Source organism: Streptomyces sp. NPDC019443 (assembly GCF_044389785.1).
Taxonomy (GTDB): Bacteria; Actinomycetota; Actinomycetes; order Streptomycetales; family Streptomycetaceae; genus Streptomyces.
Window position 1 is genome coordinate 259,950 of sequence record NZ_JBIRYJ010000009.1, and the last position, 18,912, is coordinate 278,861.

Below are 18,912 nucleotides of genomic sequence, written 5' to 3' on the forward strand. Positions count from 1 at the left end.
CGTGGGGGTTTCGCTCGTTACGGGTGGGCGTGGCCGCCGAAAATCCTGGCGGTCCGGGCGCAGCCCCGGTTTCGGGAAGGGGTGGGGGTGGGGAGAGACACCCCTCAGCCGTACGTGTCGCCCGGCCCCACACTCCCTGGCGCCCTCAGCGGCCCGTACCCACACTGCGGCCCCCCGGGCCCCAGCACCTTGATCAGCCGTACCGTCCCGTGCCCCAAGTCCTCGTTCAGCCGCGCCACCAGCCTCGGCGCCAGCAGCCGCAGCTGCGTCGCCCACGCCGTCGAGTCGCACTGCACCGTCAGCACGCGCTCGTCAGGATCTTCGTCGTACTTCAACGGCACACAGTGGTTCGCCAGGTCCTCGCCCACGATCTGTGGCCAGCGCCCCATCACCCCGCCCACCGCGGCCGGTGTCTCCCAGCCCCGCTCGGTGATCAGCCGGTTGATCGCCGCACCCAGCGGGAGCGGATCGCGGCCGTCCGCATGCGCCCCCGACCGCAGCCCCCCGCCCCGCCTGGCCTGCTTCTTCTGCTGCGCCGCCGCACCCCGCGCCTTCGCCTGCTCCTTCGCCGCGCGCAGCGCGACCCGCGCCAGGTCGACACCCGACGACTCGGGCACCTTCGGCATCTGAACGGGCTCGCCGCCGTGGTCCTGGCTCATACGCGTTCCACCGCACCGTCCGCCACCGCGTACCGCGTCCCCGCCAGCACCCCCGGCACATCGTCCTCGACCGCCGCGGTCACCAGCACCTGCTCACCCGGAGCCACCAGTTCCGCCAGCCGCTCCCGACGCCGCGCATCCAGCTCCGCGAAGACGTCGTCGAGCACCAGCACGGGCTCATTGCCCTCCGCCCGGAGCAGGTCGTACGAGGCCAGCCGAAGCGCCAGCGCGTACGACCAGGACTCGCCATGGCTGGCGTACCCCTTCGCCGGCAGCTGCCCCAGCTTGAGCACCAGGTCGTCCCGGTGCGGCCCGACCAGGGTCACGCCCCGCTCGATCTCCTGCTTGCGCACCTCCGTCAGCGCGCCGATCAGCTGCTCGTACAGCGCGTCGCGCCCCTGCACCCCGGCAGCACCCGCACCGCCACCGGCGGAGGAACGGTACTCCAGCGCTACCGGCCCGCCCCCCGGCGCAACCTGCTCGTACGCCTTCTCCGCCAGCGGCTCCAGCGCGGCGATCAGTTCGATCCGCTGCGCCAGCAACTCGGCGCCCGCCCGCGCCAGATGCTGGTCCCACACATCCAGCGTCGACAGATCCGCCCCGCCGGACTTCGTCCCGGGAGCTGCCCCCACGCGCCCGCCGTGCCGCCGCGCCATCGCCGCCGACTTCAGCAGGGTGTTGCGCTGTTTGAGCACGCGCTCGTAGTCGGACCGCACCCCCGCCATCCGCGGCGACCGCGCCGTGACCAGCTCGTCGAGGAACCGCCGCCGCTCGCCGGGATCGCCCTTGACCAGCGCCAGATCTTCCGGCGCGAACAGCACCGACCGCACTATCCCCAGCACATCACGCGGTCTGACCTGCGAAGACCTGTTGATGCGGGCCCGGTTAGCCTTCCCCGGATTGAGCTCCAGCTCGACCAGCTGGGAACGCTCGCCCTGCGTGACAGCGGCCCGGATCACCGCCCGGTCCGCCCCCATCCGCACCAGCGGCGCGTCCGAGGAGACCCGGTGACTGGCCAGCGTCGCCAGATAGCCGACCGCCTCGACGAGATTGGTTTTGCCCTGCCCGTTCGCCCCCACGAACACGGAGACGCCCGGATCGAGCGGGACCTCGACCCGGGCGTACGAGCGGAAGTCGGCCAGCGACAAATGCGTAACGTGCATGGATGGACGCCGACCTCCCCCGGCTCAGGGCTACTTCTTGTTCTCGACCGCGTGGCCGCCGAACTGGTTGCGCAGCGCCGCGACCATCTTCATCTGCGGGGAGTCGTCCTGACGAGACGCGAACCGCGCGAACAGCGACGCGGTGATCGCGGGCAGCGGCACCGCGTTGTCGATCGCGGCTTCCACAGTCCACCGGCCCTCGCCGGAGTCCTCTGCATAACCGCGCAGCTGGTCCAGGTGCTCGTCCTGGTCCAGCGCGTTGACCGCCAGGTCGAGCAGCCAGGAACGGATGACCGTGCCCTCCTGCCAGGAGCGGAAGACCTCACGTACGTCGGTGACCGAGTTGACCTTCTCCAGCAGCTCCCAGCCCTCGGCGTAGGCCTGCATCATGGCGTACTCGATGCCGTTGTGGACCATCTTCGCGAAGTGGCCCGCGCCGACCTTGCCCGCGTGCACCGAGCCGAACTCGCCCTCCGGCTTCAGCGCGTCGAAGACCGGCTGCACCTTCGCGACGTGCTCGGCATGGCCGCCGTACATCAGCGCGTAGCCGTTCTCCAGGCCCCAGACGCCGCCGGACACACCGCAGTCGACGAAGCCGATGCCCTTGATGCCCAGCTCTACAGCGTGCCTCTCGTCGTCCGTCCAGCGGGAGTTGCCGCCGTCGACCACGATGTCGCCGGGGGACAGCAGCTCGGCCAGCTCGTCGATGGTGGACTGGGTCGCGGATCCGGCCGGCACCATCACCCAGACAACCCGAGGGCCCTTCAGCTTGCCCACAAGCTCTTCGAGGCTGTGGACATCGGCGACGTCCTGGTTGCGGTCGTAGCCGATGACGGTGTGGCCTGCGCGGCGGATGCGCTCGCGCATATTGCCGCCCATCTTGCCGAGGCCGACGAGACCGAGCTCCATCACAAATTCCTTAAGCGTTGTATGCCGATTCGTACCCGGATCCGAGCCTACGCCCGGCCGGTACCGACGGCCCGACGGGCCCGCTCGGGCGTGAGCAGGCCCGTCGGGATCAGCCCTCGGGCGGTCCAAGCGGACTCAGCCGGACAGCCGCACAGGCATGATCAGGTACTTGTACGCCTCGTCCGCCTCGGCATCCACAGCCGGCTTGCCGCTCAGCAGCGCCGGCTTGGTGGAGGTGGTGAACGAGAGCTGGGCGACCGGCGAGTCGATGGCGCTCAGGCCGTCGAGCAGGAAGGTCGGGTTGAAGGCGATCGAGATGTCGTCGCCCTCGAGGTTCGCGTCGACGCGCTCCACAGCCTGTGCATCATCGCTGGAACCGGCCTCCAGGATCAGCACGCCCTGCTCGAAGCTGAGCCGCACCGGGGTGTTCCGTTCGGCGACCAGAGCCACCCGCTTGACGGCCTCGACGAAGGGCGCGGTCTCGATCACGGCAACCGAGTTGAACTCGGTGGGGAACAGCGTCCGGTACTTCGGCAGATCGCCCTCGAGCAGCCGGGTGGTGGTCCGCCGCCCGGCGCCCTCGAAACCGATGAGCCCCTCGCCCGCACCCGAGCCGGAGAGCGCGAGGGTGACCGTGTCACCGCTGGTCAGCGCCTTGGCGGTGTCCAGCAGCGTCTTGGCGGGCACCAGCGCGACAGCGGACGCGTCCGGGTTCTCCGGCTTCCACAGGAACTCGCGGACAGCGAAGCGGTAGCGGTCGGTGGAGGCCAGCGTGACGGTGTCGCCCTCGATCTCGATACGTACGCCGGTGAGCACCGGGAGCGTGTCGTCGCGGCCGGCGGCGATGGCGACCTGCGCGGCGGCGGAGGCGAAGACCTCACCGGGCACGGTGCCGGTCGCGGTCGGCATCTGCGGCAGCGCCGGGTACTCCTCCACAGGCAGGGTGTGGAGTGTGAATCGCGAGGAGCCGCAGACGACGGTCGCCCGTACACCGTCTGTGGAAATCTCCACCGGCCGGTTGGGGAGGGCGCGGCAGATGTCTGCAAGCAGTCGGCCGGAGACCAGGACGGTGCCGTCCTCGTCCACCTCCGCCTCCACGGAGACGCGGGCCGAGACCTCGTAGTCGAAGCTCGAGAAGCTGAGGGCGCCGTCCTCCGCCTTCAGAAGAAGGCCCGCGAGTACGGGCGCCGGCGGACGGGCCGGGAGGCTCCGGGCCACCCAGGCCACCGCCTCCGCGAGTACATCGCGCTCCACCCGGATCTTCACCGGAACCGCCTCCTGCTGTTGCTGGCTCGCCCTTGCTGGCCTTCGTCGTCGACTGTGTCGCCGGGGACCAGTCTGACGTACGGCACCGACAGTCGGTGCGGGTCGGGGTCAAGTCGTGGCAAGAGGTGTGGGGCGCTCCGGGCTCGAGTTGTGCACAGGGCCTTCTTCGAAGCGAATTCCCCGGTAACTCTAAGTGGGAGTAGTAGTAGGGCCTGTGGAAACGGTGGATAACACCATCCATGCAGGTCAGACCCATTTTTTTGTCCACCGGGCCTGTGGGCGGAGCCGGTGGAAAACCCGGTGGTTCTGTGGACGCCCGAAAGTTCTGCACATCCGGTACACAGCCCGGGGGGACTTCTCCCCAGTGCTGTCCCCAGCTTTACCCACGTTCCCCACAGGCCAACCGACCTCGTTGGTGTGACGCCTTTCACTCGACACAGTGATCCCGGGTGTTTCGTTGCCGAACAGTGGACAGGGGTGTGGGAAAGCTGTGGGCAACGCGGCGCTGCCTGTGGGCTGCCGGTGGACAACGTTGATCGAGCCCTGTGGAGGGCTTCTGTGTCCACAGTCTGTGGAGCACGGTTGGCCACAAATCCACAAGCGTCTGACCTGGTGTGATGAAGTCTCAGCAACGGCCCCTGTGGACGCAATCTGGACAACTTTCCAGTCCCCAGGCTGTGGACGGAAAGTCGTCCCCAGATCTGTGGAGAACACCTCCCGGTCGCCGACTATTCGAACACCGGACATCTGGAGGAGAGGTGCGGGAGGGGTGCCGCGATGCCTCTGGAACGACGAAGGGCGCCCCGGGACCTCGTCCCGGGGCGCCCTCGAAGGCCTCTTGGGTGGCTGCCTCAGCCGTTCTTGATGCGGTTGGTGAGCTCGGTGACCTGGTTGTAGATGGAGCGCCGCTCGGCCATCAGCGCGCGGATCTTGCGGTCCGCGTGCATCACGGTCGTATGGTCGCGGCCGCCGAATTGCGCGCCGATCTTCGGCAGCGACAGGTCGGTGAGCTCACGGCACAGATACATCGCGATCTGGCGGGCGGTCACCAGCACCCGGCTGCGTGACGATCCGCAGAGATCCTCCACCGTCAGACCGAAGTAGTCGGCGGTCGCCGCCATGATCGCGCTCGCGGTGATCTCGGGAGCCGCGTCCTCCCCACCCGGGATCAGATCCTTGAGCACGATCTCGGTGAGCCCGAGATCCACCGGCTGCCGGTTGAGCGAAGCGAACGCGGTCACCCGGATCAGCGCGCCCTCCAGCTCGCGGATGTTGCGCGAGATCCGGGAGGCGATGAACTCAAGCACCTCCGGCGGGGCGTTGAGCTGCTCCTGCACCGCCTTCTTACGGAGGATCGCGATCCGCGTCTCCAGCTCCGGCGGCTGTACGTCGGTGGTCAGACCCCACTCGAAGCGGTTCCGCAGCCGGTCTTCCAGCGTCACCAGCTGCTTGGGCGGCCGGTCCGAGGACAGCACGATCTGCTTGTTGGCGTTATGGAGCGTATTGAAGGTGTGGAAGAACTCCTCCTGCGTCGACTCCTTGCTCGCCAGGAACTGGATGTCGTCGACCAGCAGGATGTCCACGTCGCGGTAGCGCTTGCGGAACGTGTCGCCCTTGCCGTCGCGGATCGAGTTGATGAACTCGTTGGTGAACTCCTCCGAGCTCACATACCGCACCCTGGTGCCGGGGTAGAGGCTGCGCGCGTAGTGCCCGATGGCGTGCAGCAGGTGGGTCTTGCCGAGCCCCGACTCCCCATAGATGAACAAGGGGTTGTACGCCTTGGCCGGCGCCTCCGCGACCGCGACCGCCGCGGCGTGCGCGAACCGGTTGGAAGCGCCGATGACGAAGGTGTCGAAGAGGTACTTCGGGTTCAGGCGGGCATGCGGCTCACCGGGACCGGGCGCCGGCGAGGGCTGAGCGCCCAGCGGTCCGGGTGGGCCCCCGGGAATGCTGCGATGGGGTGCCTGCCGATCGGGAAGGTCGTGGCGCTCCGGGCGCGGCTGCTCGTACTGCTGGCGCTCGGACGGCTGCGGCTGCCGGTAGTCGTGCTGGGGCTGTCGCGGTCTGGCGGTGGCGTACGGGTCGCGGTCCTGGAAGCCACCGAGCCGCGGCTGCTGCCAGGACAGGTCCTCCTGTGTACGCGGCCAGGCGCCGGGCTCAGGGCGCAGCTGCTGATGCTGCTGGTACTCGGGGTAGGCAGGACGGACGTTCGGCAGCCGGTCGTCGTCGGGCCGGTGGCCGTAGTCGTCATAGGGGTCGTTCTGCCGCTCGTCGCGCTGCGGGCCGCCCTGATAGCGAGGAGCCTGCTGTTGCGTGGGGGGCGACTGCGGAGCCGGAGGTTCGCCCACGGAGTCGTCCACGGTGATGGCGATCCGGATCGGCCGACCGCACTCACGGCTGAGGGTCTCGCTGATCAACGGGGCGAGTCGGCCCTCGAGGACGCGCTTGCCCCATTCATTGGGCACGGCGAGGAGCGCGGTGTCGGCCACCAGTGCGAGTGGCTGGCAGCGCTCGATCCACTGCTTGTCCTTGGGCTCGATGCCCTGCTGGCCCTCCGCGAGGAGCTGTTCCAGCACTCGTGGCCACACTGCGGCAAGATCGGCAGGTACGTCAGCCACAAGGCACGCTCTCTCGCAGGTCCCACGAATGTGTGGTTCTCGGGACGGGATGGGAAGACAGGCAGGAAAGGAATTGGAGTTCAGCCACGGTAGTCAGGGCGACCCGCGCGGTTCAAGTTGTTGTCCACAGCCTGTGCACAGTGGAGCACGCCGTGACCCTGGTTTGACCGGATGGCGCAGCCGCGCGTACCGTAACCAGGTCGAGTTGTCGATGGCTGCTGCCGCCTGCCTCCGATGGGCAAAGATCACGGTCTGTGATCGTGAAGCGGTGCACTCGGGCGTAAACGCGAGCTACTCGTGGGCGCACGGTGACAGCCAGGCGATGTCCCGCCACCAACGAATCATTTCTGGAGCCCCCGAGTGAGCAAGCGCACCTTCCAGCCGAACAACCGTCGTCGCGCCAAGACCCACGGCTTCCGCCTGCGGATGCGCACCCGTGCCGGCCGCGCGATTCTCGCGAACCGCCGTGGCAAGGGTCGCGCCAGCCTGTCCGCCTGATCGCGTACAGGTCATGACGTGCTGCCTACCGAGAATCGGCTGAGGCGGCGCGAGGACTTCGCGACCGCGGTACGCCGAGGACGCCGGGCAGGCCGCCCGCTCCTCGTCGTCCATCTACGCAGCGGTGCAACGGACCCGCACGCGCCTGGGGAGAGCGCTCCCCCGACGTGTGCGGGTTTCGTTGTAAGCAAGGCTGTGGGCGGGGCGGTCGTACGCAACAAGGTCAAGCGGAGACTGCGCCACCTGATACGCGACCGGCTCGCCGAGCTGCCCCCCGGTAGCCTGGTGGTCGTACGGGCGCTGCCCGGCGCGGGCGACGCCGACTATGCACAGCTGGCCCGAGACCTGGATGCCGCTCTTCAGCGGCTGCTGGGAGGGGGCGCGCGATGAAGTACCCGCTGCTGGCTCTGATCAAGCTGTACCAGTGGACGATCAGCCCGCTGCTGGGGCCTGTCTGCAGGTACTACCCGTCGTGTTCGCACTACGGATATACGGCCATCGACCGGCACGGCGCGGTCAAGGGCACAGCACTGACCGCCTGGCGCATCCTGCGATGCAATCCATGGTCGCCGGGTGGCGTGGATCATGTGCCGCCGCGCAAGCGTCCGCGATGGCATGAAATGCTGCGCGACGCCTTGCGTGGCAGCAAGGGCGGGCACTCCGCCGCCGATGTGCCTCCCCGGGAGTCGACACCCGAACCCCCGAGTGCGGCCGCAGAGACCTCGCCCAATGCTCAAGGAGCCTGATTAGTGGACACGATTGCCAGTCTCTTCAGCTTTATCACCACACCTGTTTCGTGGGTCATCGTCCAGTTCCACACGCTCTACGGGGCGATCTTCGGCCCCGACACGGGCTGGGCCTGGGGACTGTCGATCGTGTCGCTGGTGATCCTCATCCGGATCTGTCTGATCCCGCTCTTTGTGAAGCAGATCAAGTCGACCCGGAACATGCAGGCGCTCCAGCCGAAGATGAAGGCGATCCAGGAGCGCTACAAGAGCGACAAGCAGCGTCAGTCCGAAGAGATGATGAAGCTGTACAAGGAGACGGGTACCAACCCGCTCTCCTCGTGCCTTCCGATCCTCGCGCAGTCGCCGTTCTTCTTCGCCCTGTACCACGTGCTCTCCAGCATCGCCTCGGGCAAGACCGTCGGTGTTATCAATGAATCGCTGCTGGACAGCGCCCGTCAGGCGCACATCTTCGGTGCCCCTCTGGCGTCGAAGTTCACGGACAGCACGGAGAAGGTCGCCGCACTCAACGCCTCGCTGACCGATGTGCGCATCGTCACCGCGATCATGATCGTCCTGATGTCGGCGTCGCAGTTCTACACCCAGCGCCAGCTGATGCAGAAGAACGTCGACCTGACGGTCAAGACGCCGTACATGCAGCAGCAGAAGATGCTGATGTACATCTTCCCGGTCATCTTCGCCGTGATGGGCATCAACTTCCCCGTCGGTGTCCTCGTCTACTGGCTGACCACCAACGTGTGGACCATGGGCCAGCAGATGTACGTCATCAACCAGAACCCCACGCCGGGCAGCAAGGCCCAGGACCACTACCTGCAGCGTCTGCTGAAGAGCGTCACCGCCCACAGCGAGGTTCGGTCGCGTCGCAAGCGCAATGTCATCCAGGCGATCGTGGCCAAGGGTGCGGACCGCAACGAGAACGAGCGTCGGTTCATCACAGGCCTGGCCAAGGCGGGCTTCGCAGCCCAGCCGGACGGCACGGTGGCCAAGAGTGACACGGCAGTCGCCGAGGCCGATGGCGGCCCCGCACAGAGGCGGCAGCAGCCCAAGCGTCAGACCAAGTCGAAGCGTCAGTCCGCCGCTGCGCAGCAGGGCGCAGCCAAGAGCTCCGAGTCCGCCGACTCCGAGTCGAGGCTCTCGCTCGAGAAGGATGCGCGCTCCGGGAGTGCCTCCGAGGCCGGAGGCTCTGGGGGAGACACCAAGCCGAAGCCGGCGGGGAAGCCTGCCTCAGGTTCCGCACGCCAGCAGCCCAAGTCCGGACAGCGCAAGGGCCAGCAGCGGCCCAAGCACCCGTCGTCCAAGAAGTAAGAAGGAGTCCATCCGTGACGGAAGGCACCATCTCCGCCGCCGCCGAGGGTGGCGACACCCTGACCCGCCTCGAGCAGGAAGGGGAGATCGCGGCCGACTACCTCGAGGGTCTGCTCGACATCGCCGATCTCGACGGTGACATCGACATGGACGTCGAGGCCGACCGGGCCGCGGTCTCGATCATCAGTGACTCGGGCAGCCGGGATCTGCAGAAGCTCGTGGGCCGTGACGGCGAGGTCCTGGAGGCGCTCCAGGAACTGACGCGGCTCGCCGTGCACCGGGAGACGGGGGACCGCAGCCGGCTGATGCTGGACATCGCGGGCTTCCGGGCCAAGAAGCGCACGGAGCTCGCCGAGCTCGGCGCCAAGGCCGCCGACGAGGTGAAGGGCACCGGTCAGCCGGTGAAGCTGGACCCGATGACGCCGTTCGAGCGCAAGGTCGTGCATGACGCGGTCGCCGCGGCGGGTCTGCGCAGCGAGTCCGAGGGCGAAGAGCCGCAGCGCTTCGTCGTCGTACTCCCCGCCTGACCTCCATCGTTCCGTCGGCCCCGTCTGTTCGCAGGCGGGGCCGATCTTTGTCAGCCTGATAGTCAGCCAGCCACCACAGTCCACAGTGCGACAGTGCGGTACGGAAGGACGGTTCCCGTGACGGAGGCAGCAGAGCTTCCCCAGGCGCCCGAAGAGGCGCGGACGGTATTCGGAGAGTTCTTTCCGGAGGCCGTGCGGTATGCGGAGCTGCTCGCGAACGTCGGAGTCAAGCGTGGCCTGATCGGTCCCCGTGAGGTGCCGCGGCTGTGGGAACGGCATCTGCTGAACTGTGCGGTGCTCTCCGAGGTCGTACCGGAGGGTGTCACGGTCTGCGACGTGGGCTCGGGGGCCGGCCTACCGGGCATTCCGCTGGCGCTGGTGCGTCCGGATCTGAAGATCACGCTCCTTGAACCTCTGCTGCGGCGCACAAACTTCCTTCAGGAAGTCGTCGAGCTGCTGGGCCTGGACCATGTGACCGTGGTCCGTGGTCGTGCCGAAGAGGTCCTGGGCAAGCTCCCGCCGGTGCATGTGGTGACGGCGCGTGCCGTGGCGCCGCTGGACCGGCTGGCGGGCTGGGGGGTGCCCCTGCTGCGTCCCTACGGAGAGATGCTCGCGCTCAAGGGCGACACCGCCGAGGAGGAGATCCAGGGAGCCCGGGCCGCACTGAGCAAGCTCGGCGTCGTGGAGACCTCGGTGCTGCATGTCGGTGAAGGCCTCGTCGATCCGCTGTCCACTGTGGTGCGCGTGGAGGTCGGGGAGAGCCCGGGTGGAGTGCGCTTCGCAGCGAAGCGGGCCAAGGCCGCCCGGACCAGCCGAACCCGTCGGCGTCGCTGATCCATAGCAGTTCGTAACTGTCTATCAGCGATGCTCCATACAAGCTGCCATACGTACCCATTTCGGAGTGTCGTGCACCCGTAGTCCCGCGTCGCGTGCATCGTGTTTCACGTGAAACGTCGCTCACTGCTGCAGGGAATCATCAGCCGCGGCCGTGCTGCCGCCCCGATGCGGGACCGCAAGCCCTTCGCGAGGGCTACGGAATTGTCCACAGAGGTGGATTCATCCACAGAACCACGGGCCTCGCTGGTTCACGACCCCGAAAGCATGGCAGGCTCTGCTTATTGCGAGCCTGATGTCGAGGAGAGTGAATCCTTGCGGTCCGACGCCAACATCGCGGGACCGATGACCGATCCGGTCCCCGGTCCCCGTACCGAGTCCCCGGGGGACGATGTTTCACGTGAAACACCGCCCCCGATGGACGACACCCCCATTGGTCGAGCTGCCCAGCTGGCCGTGGAGGCGCTGGGGCGTGCCGGTGAAGGTCTGCCCCGACCTGAGCAGACGCGCGTCATGGTTGTCGCCAACCAGAAGGGCGGCGTAGGGAAGACCACCACCACGGTCAACCTTGCCGCCTCGCTCGCGCTGCACGGCGCGCGCGTTCTGGTGGTCGACCTGGATCCACAGGGAAACGCCTCCACGGCGCTGGGGATCGATCACCACGCCGAAGTCCCCTCGATCTATGACGTCCTGGTGGAGAGCAGGCCGCTCTCCGATGTGGTCCAGCCGGTCCCGGACGTCGAAGGCCTCTTCTGCGCCCCCGCCACCATCGATCTCGCCGGTGCGGAGATCGAGCTGGTGTCGCTGGTGGCGCGGGAGAGTCGACTGCAGCGAGCCATCCAGGCTTACGAGCAGCCGCTGGACTACATCCTCATCGACTGCCCGCCGTCGCTCGGTCTGCTGACCGTCAATGCGCTGGTCGCCGGTGCGGAGGTGCTGATCCCCATCCAGTGCGAGTACTACGCGCTGGAGGGCTTGGGACAGCTGCTCAGGAACGTGGACCTGGTGCGTGGGCATCTCAACCCGACCCTGCATGTCTCGACGATTCTGCTCACCATGTACGACGGCAGAACTCGTCTTGCCTCGCAGGTGGCTGATGAGGTGCGCAGCCACTTCGGTGACGAGGTGCTGCGGACGAGCATCCCGCGCTCGGTGCGTATTTCCGAGGCCCCTAGCTACGGACAGACGGTGCTGACCTACGATCCGGGTTCCAGCGGCTCCCTGTCGTATCTTGAGGCGGCTCGTGAGATCGCGCTGCGTGGGGTCGGGATTCACTACGACCCGCAGCAAGCCCATGTGGGCAGTCAGAACAGCCAGCAGAACATGTCGGAGGGGATCCAGTGAGCGAGCGACGTAGAGGATTGGGGCGTGGGCTCGGTGCACTGATCCCTGCCGCTCCCCAGGAGAAGCAGGTGCCCCCTTCCGGGGCTTCGAGCCTCCCGGGAGCGGCTCCGGTGCTGACCGCGGAACGGGGTGTGGCAGCAGCCAAGGTGACGACGCTACCGGCGGCCGCCCCTGCTCCCGAGGTGATCACGCCGGCACCGGAGCACGAGGAGGCAGCGCTGCCCGCTGAGCCGGCCGGCGCGCACTTCGCCGAGCTGCCGCTCGACGCAATCACGCCCAACCCGCGCCAGCCGCGTGAGGTCTTCGACGAGGACGCCCTCGCGGAGCTGGTCACGTCCATCAAGGAAGTGGGGCTTCTCCAGCCTGTCGTCGTACGGCAGTTGGGGCCCGAGCGCTACGAGCTCATCATGGGCGAGCGCCGCTGGAGGGCCTGCCGCGAGGCCGGTCTGGAGCGCATTCCAGCGATCGTCCGGCACACGGACGACGAGAAGCTCCTGCTGGACGCGCTGCTTGAAAACCTGCACCGCGCACAGCTGAACCCGCTGGAGGAGGCTGCCGCCTACGACCAGCTGCTCAAGGACTTCAACTGCACACACGACCAACTGGCCGACCGGATCGGACGCTCGCGTCCGCAGGTGTCCAACACGCTGCGTCTGCTGCGTCTGTCGCCTCCCGTCCAGCGCAGGGTCGCCGCCGGTGTGCTCTCGGCCGGTCATGCGCGGGCGCTGCTCTCGGTGGAAGACTCCGAGGAGCAGGACCGGCTCGCCCACCGGATCGTGGCCGAGGGGCTCTCGGTGCGGGCGGTCGAAGAGATCGTGACGCTGATCAACTCGAGTCCGAAAAGCACGTCCAAGCCGAAGAGCCCGCGGGCCGGAGCGCGGCTGTCGCCGGCGCTCACGGACCTCGCCTCTCGGCTCTCGGACCGCTTCGAGACCCGGGTGAAGGTCGATCTCGGCCAGAAGAAGGGAAAGATCGTCGTCGAGTTCGCTTCGATAGACGATCTGGAGCGCATCCTCGGCACTCTCGCTCCAGGCGAGGGACGGGTCCTGGAGAAGGGACTCGCCGAGGAGTCCGAGGAGGACGACGAGGGCTGAGGCCCGCACAGTGTCGCAAAGGGCGGGTCGTCTCCGGTTGGCTGACCGGACACGACCCGCCCTTTGCCGTAAGACAGTATCCGTGCCAGGGCTGGGTGGATACGATGCGTTCTGGTATGACGCATCCACCTTGATCCACCTCAGAGGGACGGCGAGGGCAATGCGAACGGTGAGCCGCAGCCAACTGGTGACAGCAGGCCTGGGCCTTGGGGCAGTCGGAGGTTTCATCAGCAGCCTGCTCCAGGAGCGGAGCGCGCTGGCAGCCGCCCGTAGCGCGGCAGGTGAGGGAAGCGAGGAACAGCCTTCATGGGGCGTCGGCTTGTACCGCTCACGTTGGACAACCTTTCGGACCTTCCCAAGCGTTGTCGTGCGTGCGTCTTCTGGGAGCTTGATCCGGTCAGCGGCGAAGCCGCGGTAAAGGCGGGCACGCCCGAGCTGGAGAAGGAGGCCTGGATCTCCGCCGTGCTCCTGGAGTGGGGCTCTTGCGGCCGGGTTGTCTATGTCGACGAGGTGCCGGTCGGCTTCGTTCTGTACGCGCCTCCGGCCTATGTGCCGCGCTCCACGGCCTTCCCCACGAGCCCTGTCTCACCAGATGCCGTCCAGCTGATGACCGCCTGGATCAGTCCGGGCTATCAGGGACAAGGGCTCGGCCGGGTCATCGTGCAGACAGTGGCCAAGGATCTGCTGCGGCGAGGCTTCCGCGCGATCGAGGCATTCGGCGATGCCCGCTGGAAGGAGCCGGCCTGCGTGCTGCCCGCCGATCATCTGCTTGCCGTGGGCTTCAAGACGGTCCGTCCGCACCCGACGTATCCCCGACTGAGGCTGGAGCTGCGGACCACCCTCTCCTGGAAGGAAGACGTGGAGCTGGCTCTGGACCGGCTGCTGGGCGCTGTACAGAAGGAGCCGGTGCTGCGGCCGCTGTGACTCCGAACGCGAAAATGGGCTCATCCCCTGAGGGATGAGCCCATTCGTGTTTCACGTGAAACAACCGAGCTGACTGCTCGGACTACTCGCCGATGAACCCCTCAAGGTCGCGGACGATCGCGGCCTTCGGCTTGGCACCGACGATCGTCTTGGCGACCTCGCCGTTGTGGTAGACGTTCAGCGTCGGGATGGACATGACGCCGTACTTGGCCGCGGTGGCCGGGTTTTCGTCGATGTTGAGCTTGACGATCTCGATCTTGTCGCCATGCTCCGCCGCGATGGCCTCGAGGGAGGGCGCGATCTGACGGCAGGGACCGCACCAGGCGGCCCAGAAGTCCACCAGCACAGGCTTGTCGCTCTTGAGGACATCCTCTTCGAAGGTGTCATCTGTCACGTTCTTCAGGGCGCCGGCCACGGCGGCCTCCTTACTTCTTTGCGGGGTGGGAGGGGGATGGTTCAGGGGGTCAGACCGCGGGGGTCTTCTCCGGCTCGGCGATCTTCTCCGGCTTGGCCGCCTTCTCGCTGTCGGCGAGCGCGGCGAGGTAGCGCTCGGCATCGAGGGCGGCGGAGCAGCCGGTGCCGGCGGCGGTGATGGCCTGACGGTAGGTGTGGTCGACGACGTCACCCGCTGCGAAGACACCCGTCAGGTTGGTGCGCGTCGACGGCGCATCGACCTTCAGATAGCCCTCGTCGTCCAGGTCCAGCTGGCCCTTGAAGAGCTCGGTGCGCGGGTCATGGCCTACGGCGATGAACAGCCCGGTGACCGGAAGCTCAGAGGTCTCGCTGGACTTGGTGTTGCGCAGAGTCAGACCGGTGAGCTTCTGCTCGCCATGGATCTGGGCGACCTCGCTGTGCCAGGCGAAGGAGATCTTCGGGTCGGCGAAGGCGCGGTCCTGCATGGCCTTGGAGGCACGCAGGGTGTCGCGGCGGTGGACGATGGTGACGGACTTGGCGAAGCGGGAGAGGAAGGTCGCTTCCTCCATCGCGGTGTCGCCACCGCCGATCACGGCGATGTCCTGGTCTTTGAAGAAGAACCCGTCGCAGGTGGCGCACCAGGAGACGCCGCGTCCGGAGAGCGTGTCCTCGTTGGGCAGGCCGAGCTTGCGGTGCTGGGAGCCGGTGGTGACGATGACAGCCTTGGCCCGGTGGACGATGCCCGCGGTGTCAATGACGGTCTTGATCTCGCCGGTAAGGTCGACGGAGACGACATCGTCCGGAACGAGTTCGGCGCCGAAGCGCTCGGCCTGGGCGCGCATGTTGTCCATCAGATCCGGACCCATGATGCCGTCGCGGAAGCCGGGGAAGTTCTCCACCTCGGTCGTGTTCATCAGCGCACCGCCGGCGGTGACTGCACCCTCGAATACCAGCGGCTGCAGCGAGGCGCGCGCTGTGTAGAGCGCCGCCGTGTAGCCGGCCGGCCCGGAGCCGATGATGATCACGTTACGGACGTCGCTCACGGGTTTCTTCCTCGTCTCTGCGGACTGTCTGCTGCCTACGGGGGCCGGTCAATGACTCTCACCCCACCCAACGGATCCTACGGGGCTTGCATTCCCGGGATGTCCGAGCGGCGCAGCGGCGTGTGTCAGCGGCGAGGGTAGGAGTTGGTCAGCAGCAGCTTCCCGGTGGACGCGGGCGCGGTGTTGGTGCAGGCTGCATCGATCACATACGCCTGGACCTGCTCGCTGTCCGTGGAATGCGGCAGCACCACGAGGTAGGCATTGTCGCCCTCGTACTGGCCGCGCTCCGCGGCGATCGGAGCATCGGTCCGGCCGGTGCCCTTCTGGATACAGGGCGGTACCGCGACGTCCGGTGTGCGCTTCGGCGAATTGGAGTTGGAGTGGCTGTCGATGGACGGCCCCTTCTCCATTCGTGGCTCTGCTTGGGTCGGGCTCGTGGTGATGAGCGCCTGTACGCGATCCTCGAGACTCGCCGCAGAGAATTCGTGGGAGTCGCCGGCCGCGGAGCTGACGCTCGCATCCTTCTGGGCGGAGCTGTTGGTCGCGGACTGGAACGACTGGAGGAGCAGAACGCTCATACCGACTGCCGCCGCCCCGAGGACGGCACCCAGGACAACCTTGCGTCGCCGCCGGGTCTGGCGGCCGGGACCGGTGGCAGCGCGTGCGTGCCCTGCTGGCCGGTCGGCAGGAGCGGTCTCCGCCAGCTGTGCAGCGGGCACTGCAGCGGGCTCTGTTTCACGTGAAACATCCGCGCTCTGTTCGGGCGTGGTGGATTCCAGCAGAGCCTCGGCGGCCAGCGCGGCATCGATGCGGCCGACGACATCGGCGGGCATCCGGTGGGCACCGGGGAGCGTGCCGAGGAGTCCGCGGATTTCCTCGAGAGACGCACGTACATCGGCGCACAGCGAACAGCCGTCCAGATGCTGTCGAACGTCGGCTGTGCGGGACGGAGTGAGGAGCCCCTCGGTGAGGTCGGAGATTTCCGAGACGTCCGGGTGCTGAGTCGTATCGGCCGTGGATGTCACGCGCGCCCACCTCCGCCCTTCACAGCTGCAGGATCACTTGGCCCTGCGTCCCTTTGTCCCGACGCCGGTGGGACGGATGCCCCCGGCGTCCGGTTCCTTCCCATGCCGAGCTCGGTGCTATCCCCGGCATCACCGCGCAGATGAGTGAGCATCGGCAACAGCCGTGCCCGACCGCGCGCACAGCGGCTTTTGACGGTCCCGATCGGCACATCGAGGACGCTGGCCGCCTCCGCCACCGGGTAGCCCTGCATGTCCACCAGAACCAGCGCTGCCCGCTGGTCGAGGGGAAGCTTTGCCAGCGCGGCCAGGAGCTCGCGGTGCAAATCCTGACGCTCCGCCGGGGCCTCGGCGGATTCATGAGGCTCGAGGAGTTGCTCCAGGCGCTCGGTGTCGTCCACAGGGGAGGTCTTTCGCGAGGCTGCCTTGCGGGCCCGGTCGAGACACGCATTGACGGTGATGCGGTGGAGCCAGGTGGTCACGGCAGACTGGCCGCGGAAGGTGTGGGCGGCCCTGAAGGCGGACACCAGGGCGTCCTGAACCGCGTCCGCGGCCTCCTCGCGGTCCCCCAGGGTGCGCAGGGCGACAGCCCAGAGTCTGTCGCGGTGGCGCCGTACAACCTCACCGAAGGCATCCGGGTCCCCCGCGACGTGGCGGGCCAGAAGGTCCTGGTCGCTTGTGTCGCCGAGTGTCGCGTCGTCCAACGGTGAGCCCCCTCCCCTGATGCCGTCAGCTGGTGATCTTGATCTCCGAGACCTTGCCCCGGAAGTTGCCCTCGTCGGTCTGCGGCAGTTCGGTCAGCCAGACCAGAACGTACCGTGCCCGTACCGGCTTGCCGGGCTTGAGGGACACATTCGAACCGGATCCGTCGGAGACCTTGGTGAAGCCGTCGAGGGTCGTCGGCTCGGACGAGGCGTCCTCGGGCGCGGTCCGCAGTTCTACAGAGGTCTCGCCACCGAGGAAGGACACGTCCACGGTGCCGACCTGCTGGACCTTGCCGAGGTCCAGAACGATGCCTACGCCCGCCTTCAAACGGCCGAAGTCCGCGCTGAAGTAGCCATCGGTGTTCCAGTAGGTGCCCGGGTCGCCGTCGTAGCTGTTCTTTATCCCGGCAGGCTTCTCGGAGCCGTCACTTCCGAGCGGGTCGAAGTCATGGGCGCTGGTGATGGCGACCGGCTTGCCGGTCTGGACCCCGTTGTTCTTCTCGCCGTTGTTCGTCTGCGAGGTGCCCGGATCGACCGGGTCCTTGTCGCGGTCGATCAGCTTGTCGGCGACCTGCCAGCTGCCAAGTCCCAGCGCGGCGATGAGCAGAGCCGCCACCGTCCATTTGAGGACCTTGCCGGTACGGCTCTGGAGCGGCGCGGGCGGGCTGGGTACCGGCTGAGGGGCCGTGGCGTTCGGACGGGGGGCAGGACGGCCATACGTGCCCTGCTGGTACGTGGTGCGCTGGTACTCAGGCGGTGAGGTGAACGCAGGCTCCGGCGGCCGGATGCGAGGCATCGCAGCGACGGCCTTCGCGAGTTCGTCGGGGGTGGTGCACGGTGGCTCCTGGCGGGACGCTGTGGCGCCGTCGTTGACCAGAGCTCGCATGGCGAGCTCCGAGAGCCCGCGGTGGACACCGGCCCGCACTTGGTCGGGGGCGATGAGCCCGACGCCCTTGGGCAGCCCGGAGAGGCCGTATGCGTCGTTCTCGTATGGCCAGCGCTGAGTCAGCGCGGCGTACAGCAGGGCGCCGATCGCCTCGGTGTCGGCGCGCTGCGGACCATCAGCGGTGATCCCGCGCAGGGCGGCATTCACCGCGAGACCGCGGATCCGGTACTGCCCGGTCGAGGTCCGCAGCACCGCGCCGGGCGTCAGTTTGAGATGGGCCAGCCCCTCACGGTGCGCCGCGGCCATCGCCTGGGAGAGCTGGTCGACGAGCTGGTACGCGTCGTGCGGCTCCATGGGGCCCATGGCAAGCAGCGCGGTGAGCTCCGTCGCGTCCGGAAGCCACTCGTGGACGACGTAGACGAGGTCGTTCTCCTCGACGGCGTCGAGGACTTGTACGAAGCGAGGGTCGCCGAGAAGCGCCGAGGAGCGGGCCGCCGCGAGTACGGAGCGGGCTCGCGGATGGTCGGCAGGGAGTAGATGGACGCCGACAGCACGGCGCAATTTCTCGTCGACTGCGCGCCAGCTGCTGAAACCGTCCAGACGGGTGACGCACTCCTCGAGTCGGTAGCGTCTGGCGAGTTTGTGACCACTGTGCAGTTCGGGCGTGGCGATGGCGGGTTCGGTCTCCTGCCGTTCGCTGCCCGTGTCCGGTGCGGTCTTCTCCGCCGAGTCCTGGGATTCCGCCGCCCCGTCGGTCGTGGCCTTGCCCGCCTGGGCGGTCAGCGGATCGTCTCCGCTGTTGTCGGCCACGTCGACGGCAGCCGTGCTACGTTCCGCCACCGTCGCTCCTGCCTCCCCATCCGTTGCGCATATTCAACAGCCATGCCAATTGTGCCCACAGTCGGCCGCTATGCACGACACACAACGGCCGACGATGGTTGTGCGGGACTACGCGC

General features: G+C 67.6%; 19 protein-coding genes. 9 read left to right on the plus strand and 10 right to left on the minus strand.

Translation table 11 applies throughout. From position 1 onward, the window contains the following. Nucleotides 1-104: 104 nt before the first annotated feature. The 5 genes from ACH492_RS26935 to dnaA form a co-directional block, all read right to left on the minus strand. On the minus strand, nt 105-659 hold the full coding sequence (locus ACH492_RS26935) for a DUF721 domain-containing protein (RefSeq protein WP_398990251.1): 555 nt from the start codon (nt 657-659) through the stop codon (nt 105-107). Next, the gene (recF, locus tag ACH492_RS26940; RefSeq protein WP_398990252.1) at nt 656-1,822 is read right to left on the minus strand and encodes a DNA replication/repair protein RecF; all 1,167 of its coding nucleotides are present in this window, start codon (nt 1,820-1,822) and stop codon (nt 656-658) included. The genes ACH492_RS26935 and recF overlap by 4 nt, the downstream gene beginning before the upstream one ends. A 30-nt stretch (nt 1,823-1,852) precedes the next feature. Continuing rightward, complete coding sequence (gene gnd / locus ACH492_RS26945; protein ID WP_398990253.1) at nt 1,853-2,731, minus strand: phosphogluconate dehydrogenase (NAD(+)-dependent, decarboxylating); 879 nt, start codon at nt 2,729-2,731, stop codon at nt 1,853-1,855. A gap of 135 nt (nt 2,732-2,866) precedes the next feature. Beyond that, entirely contained in the window at nt 2,867-3,997 is a 1,131-nt protein-coding gene (dnaN, locus tag ACH492_RS26950; RefSeq protein ID WP_398990254.1) for a DNA polymerase III subunit beta, read from the minus strand. An 851-nt stretch (nt 3,998-4,848) separates the two neighbouring features. After that, nucleotides 4,849-6,615 (minus strand): chromosomal replication initiator protein DnaA, encoded by a 1,767-nt coding sequence (gene dnaA, locus ACH492_RS26955; protein WP_398990255.1) that lies wholly within the window; start codon nt 6,613-6,615, stop codon nt 4,849-4,851. A gap of 360 nt (nt 6,616-6,975) precedes the next feature. On the opposite strand from dnaA, the gene rpmH reads away from it, so the two are divergent. The 9 genes from rpmH to ACH492_RS27000 all read left to right on the plus strand — a co-directional run bounded on the left by rpmH (nt 6,976) and on the right by ACH492_RS27000 (nt 13,887). Then, nucleotides 6,976-7,113 (plus strand): 50S ribosomal protein L34, encoded by a 138-nt coding sequence (gene rpmH, locus ACH492_RS26960; protein ID WP_006381191.1) that lies wholly within the window; start codon nt 6,976-6,978, stop codon nt 7,111-7,113. Nucleotides 7,114-7,131: 18 nt separating this feature from the next. Next, entirely contained in the window at nt 7,132-7,503 is a 372-nt protein-coding gene (rnpA, locus tag ACH492_RS26965; protein ID WP_307662332.1) for a ribonuclease P protein component, read from the plus strand. Continuing rightward, the gene (gene yidD / locus ACH492_RS26970; protein WP_307662333.1) at nt 7,500-7,859 is read left to right on the plus strand and encodes a membrane protein insertion efficiency factor YidD; all 360 of its coding nucleotides are present in this window, start codon (nt 7,500-7,502) and stop codon (nt 7,857-7,859) included. The genes rnpA and yidD overlap by 4 nt, the downstream gene beginning before the upstream one ends. Nucleotides 7,860-7,862: 3 nt before the next feature. Beyond that, entirely contained in the window at nt 7,863-9,164 is a 1,302-nt protein-coding gene (yidC, locus tag ACH492_RS26975; protein ID WP_398990256.1) for a membrane protein insertase YidC, read from the plus strand. Between the two features lie 14 nt (nt 9,165-9,178). Continuing rightward, a complete protein-coding gene (locus ACH492_RS26980; RefSeq protein WP_356223347.1) occupies nt 9,179-9,691 on the plus strand; it encodes a R3H domain-containing nucleic acid-binding protein in 513 nt (170 codons plus the stop codon). A gap of 117 nt (nt 9,692-9,808) precedes the next feature. Continuing rightward, nucleotides 9,809-10,525: a 16S rRNA (guanine(527)-N(7))-methyltransferase RsmG gene (gene rsmG / locus ACH492_RS26985; RefSeq protein ID WP_398990257.1), complete on the plus strand. Its 717-nt coding sequence runs from the start codon at nt 9,809-9,811 to the stop codon at nt 10,523-10,525. A 267-nt stretch (nt 10,526-10,792) separates the two neighbouring features. Next, nucleotides 10,793-11,869 (plus strand): ParA family protein, encoded by a 1,077-nt coding sequence (locus ACH492_RS26990; protein ID WP_307665892.1) that lies wholly within the window; start codon nt 10,793-10,795, stop codon nt 11,867-11,869. Then, nucleotides 11,866-12,963 carry a ParB/RepB/Spo0J family partition protein gene (locus ACH492_RS26995; protein WP_398990258.1) on the plus strand — a complete coding sequence of 366 codons (1,098 nt, stop codon included), beginning with the start codon at nt 11,866-11,868 and terminating at the stop codon, nt 12,961-12,963. The genes ACH492_RS26990 and ACH492_RS26995 overlap by 4 nt, the downstream gene beginning before the upstream one ends. 306 nt (nt 12,964-13,269) lie before the next feature. Further along, nucleotides 13,270-13,887 carry a GNAT family N-acetyltransferase gene (locus tag ACH492_RS27000; RefSeq protein WP_142214726.1) on the plus strand — a complete coding sequence of 206 codons (618 nt, stop codon included), beginning with the start codon at nt 13,270-13,272 and terminating at the stop codon, nt 13,885-13,887. 82 nt (nt 13,888-13,969) lie between these two features. On the opposite strand, the gene trxA is transcribed toward ACH492_RS27000, so the two are convergent. From trxA to ACH492_RS27025, 5 genes are all read right to left on the minus strand, one after another. Then, nucleotides 13,970-14,302 carry a thioredoxin gene (trxA, locus tag ACH492_RS27005; protein WP_307662338.1) on the minus strand — a complete coding sequence of 111 codons (333 nt, stop codon included), beginning with the start codon at nt 14,300-14,302 and terminating at the stop codon, nt 13,970-13,972. 49 nt (nt 14,303-14,351) lie between these two features. Then, the gene (trxB, locus tag ACH492_RS27010; protein WP_398990259.1) at nt 14,352-15,344 is read right to left on the minus strand and encodes a thioredoxin-disulfide reductase; all 993 of its coding nucleotides are present in this window, start codon (nt 15,342-15,344) and stop codon (nt 14,352-14,354) included. 125 nt (nt 15,345-15,469) lie between these two features. Beyond that, a complete protein-coding gene (locus ACH492_RS27015) occupies nt 15,470-16,369 on the minus strand; it encodes a hypothetical protein (protein ID WP_398990260.1) in 900 nt (299 codons plus the stop codon). Further along, nucleotides 16,366-17,070 (minus strand): RNA polymerase sigma factor SigM, encoded by a 705-nt coding sequence (sigM, locus tag ACH492_RS27020; protein ID WP_398990261.1) that lies wholly within the window; start codon nt 17,068-17,070, stop codon nt 16,366-16,368. The genes ACH492_RS27015 and sigM overlap by 4 nt, the downstream gene beginning before the upstream one ends. A 25-nt stretch (nt 17,071-17,095) precedes the next feature. Continuing rightward, nucleotides 17,096-18,796 (minus strand): protein kinase family protein, encoded by a 1,701-nt coding sequence (locus tag ACH492_RS27025; protein ID WP_398990262.1) that lies wholly within the window; start codon nt 18,794-18,796, stop codon nt 17,096-17,098. Between the last annotated feature and the right edge of the window lie 116 nt (nt 18,797-18,912).

Bases quoted from the DNA above. Each gene is read 5' to 3' on its own strand.
- ACH492_RS27000 (WP_142214726.1), top strand. From the start codon at position 13,270: ATGGGGCGTCGGCTTGTACCGCTCACGTTGGACAACCTTTCGGACCTT.
- gnd (WP_398990253.1), bottom strand. From the start codon at position 2,731: ATGGAGCTCGGTCTCGTCGGCCTCGGCAAGATGGGCGGCAATATGCGC.
- yidD (WP_307662333.1), top strand. From the start codon at position 7,500: ATGAAGTACCCGCTGCTGGCTCTGATCAAGCTGTACCAGTGGACGATC.
- ACH492_RS26935 (WP_398990251.1), bottom strand. From the start codon at position 659: ATGAGCCAGGACCACGGCGGCGAGCCCGTTCAGATGCCGAAGGTGCCC.
- recF (WP_398990252.1), bottom strand. From the start codon at position 1,822: ATGCACGTTACGCATTTGTCGCTGGCCGACTTCCGCTCGTACGCCCGG.
- ACH492_RS26990 (WP_307665892.1), top strand. From the start codon at position 10,793: ATGGCAGGCTCTGCTTATTGCGAGCCTGATGTCGAGGAGAGTGAATCC.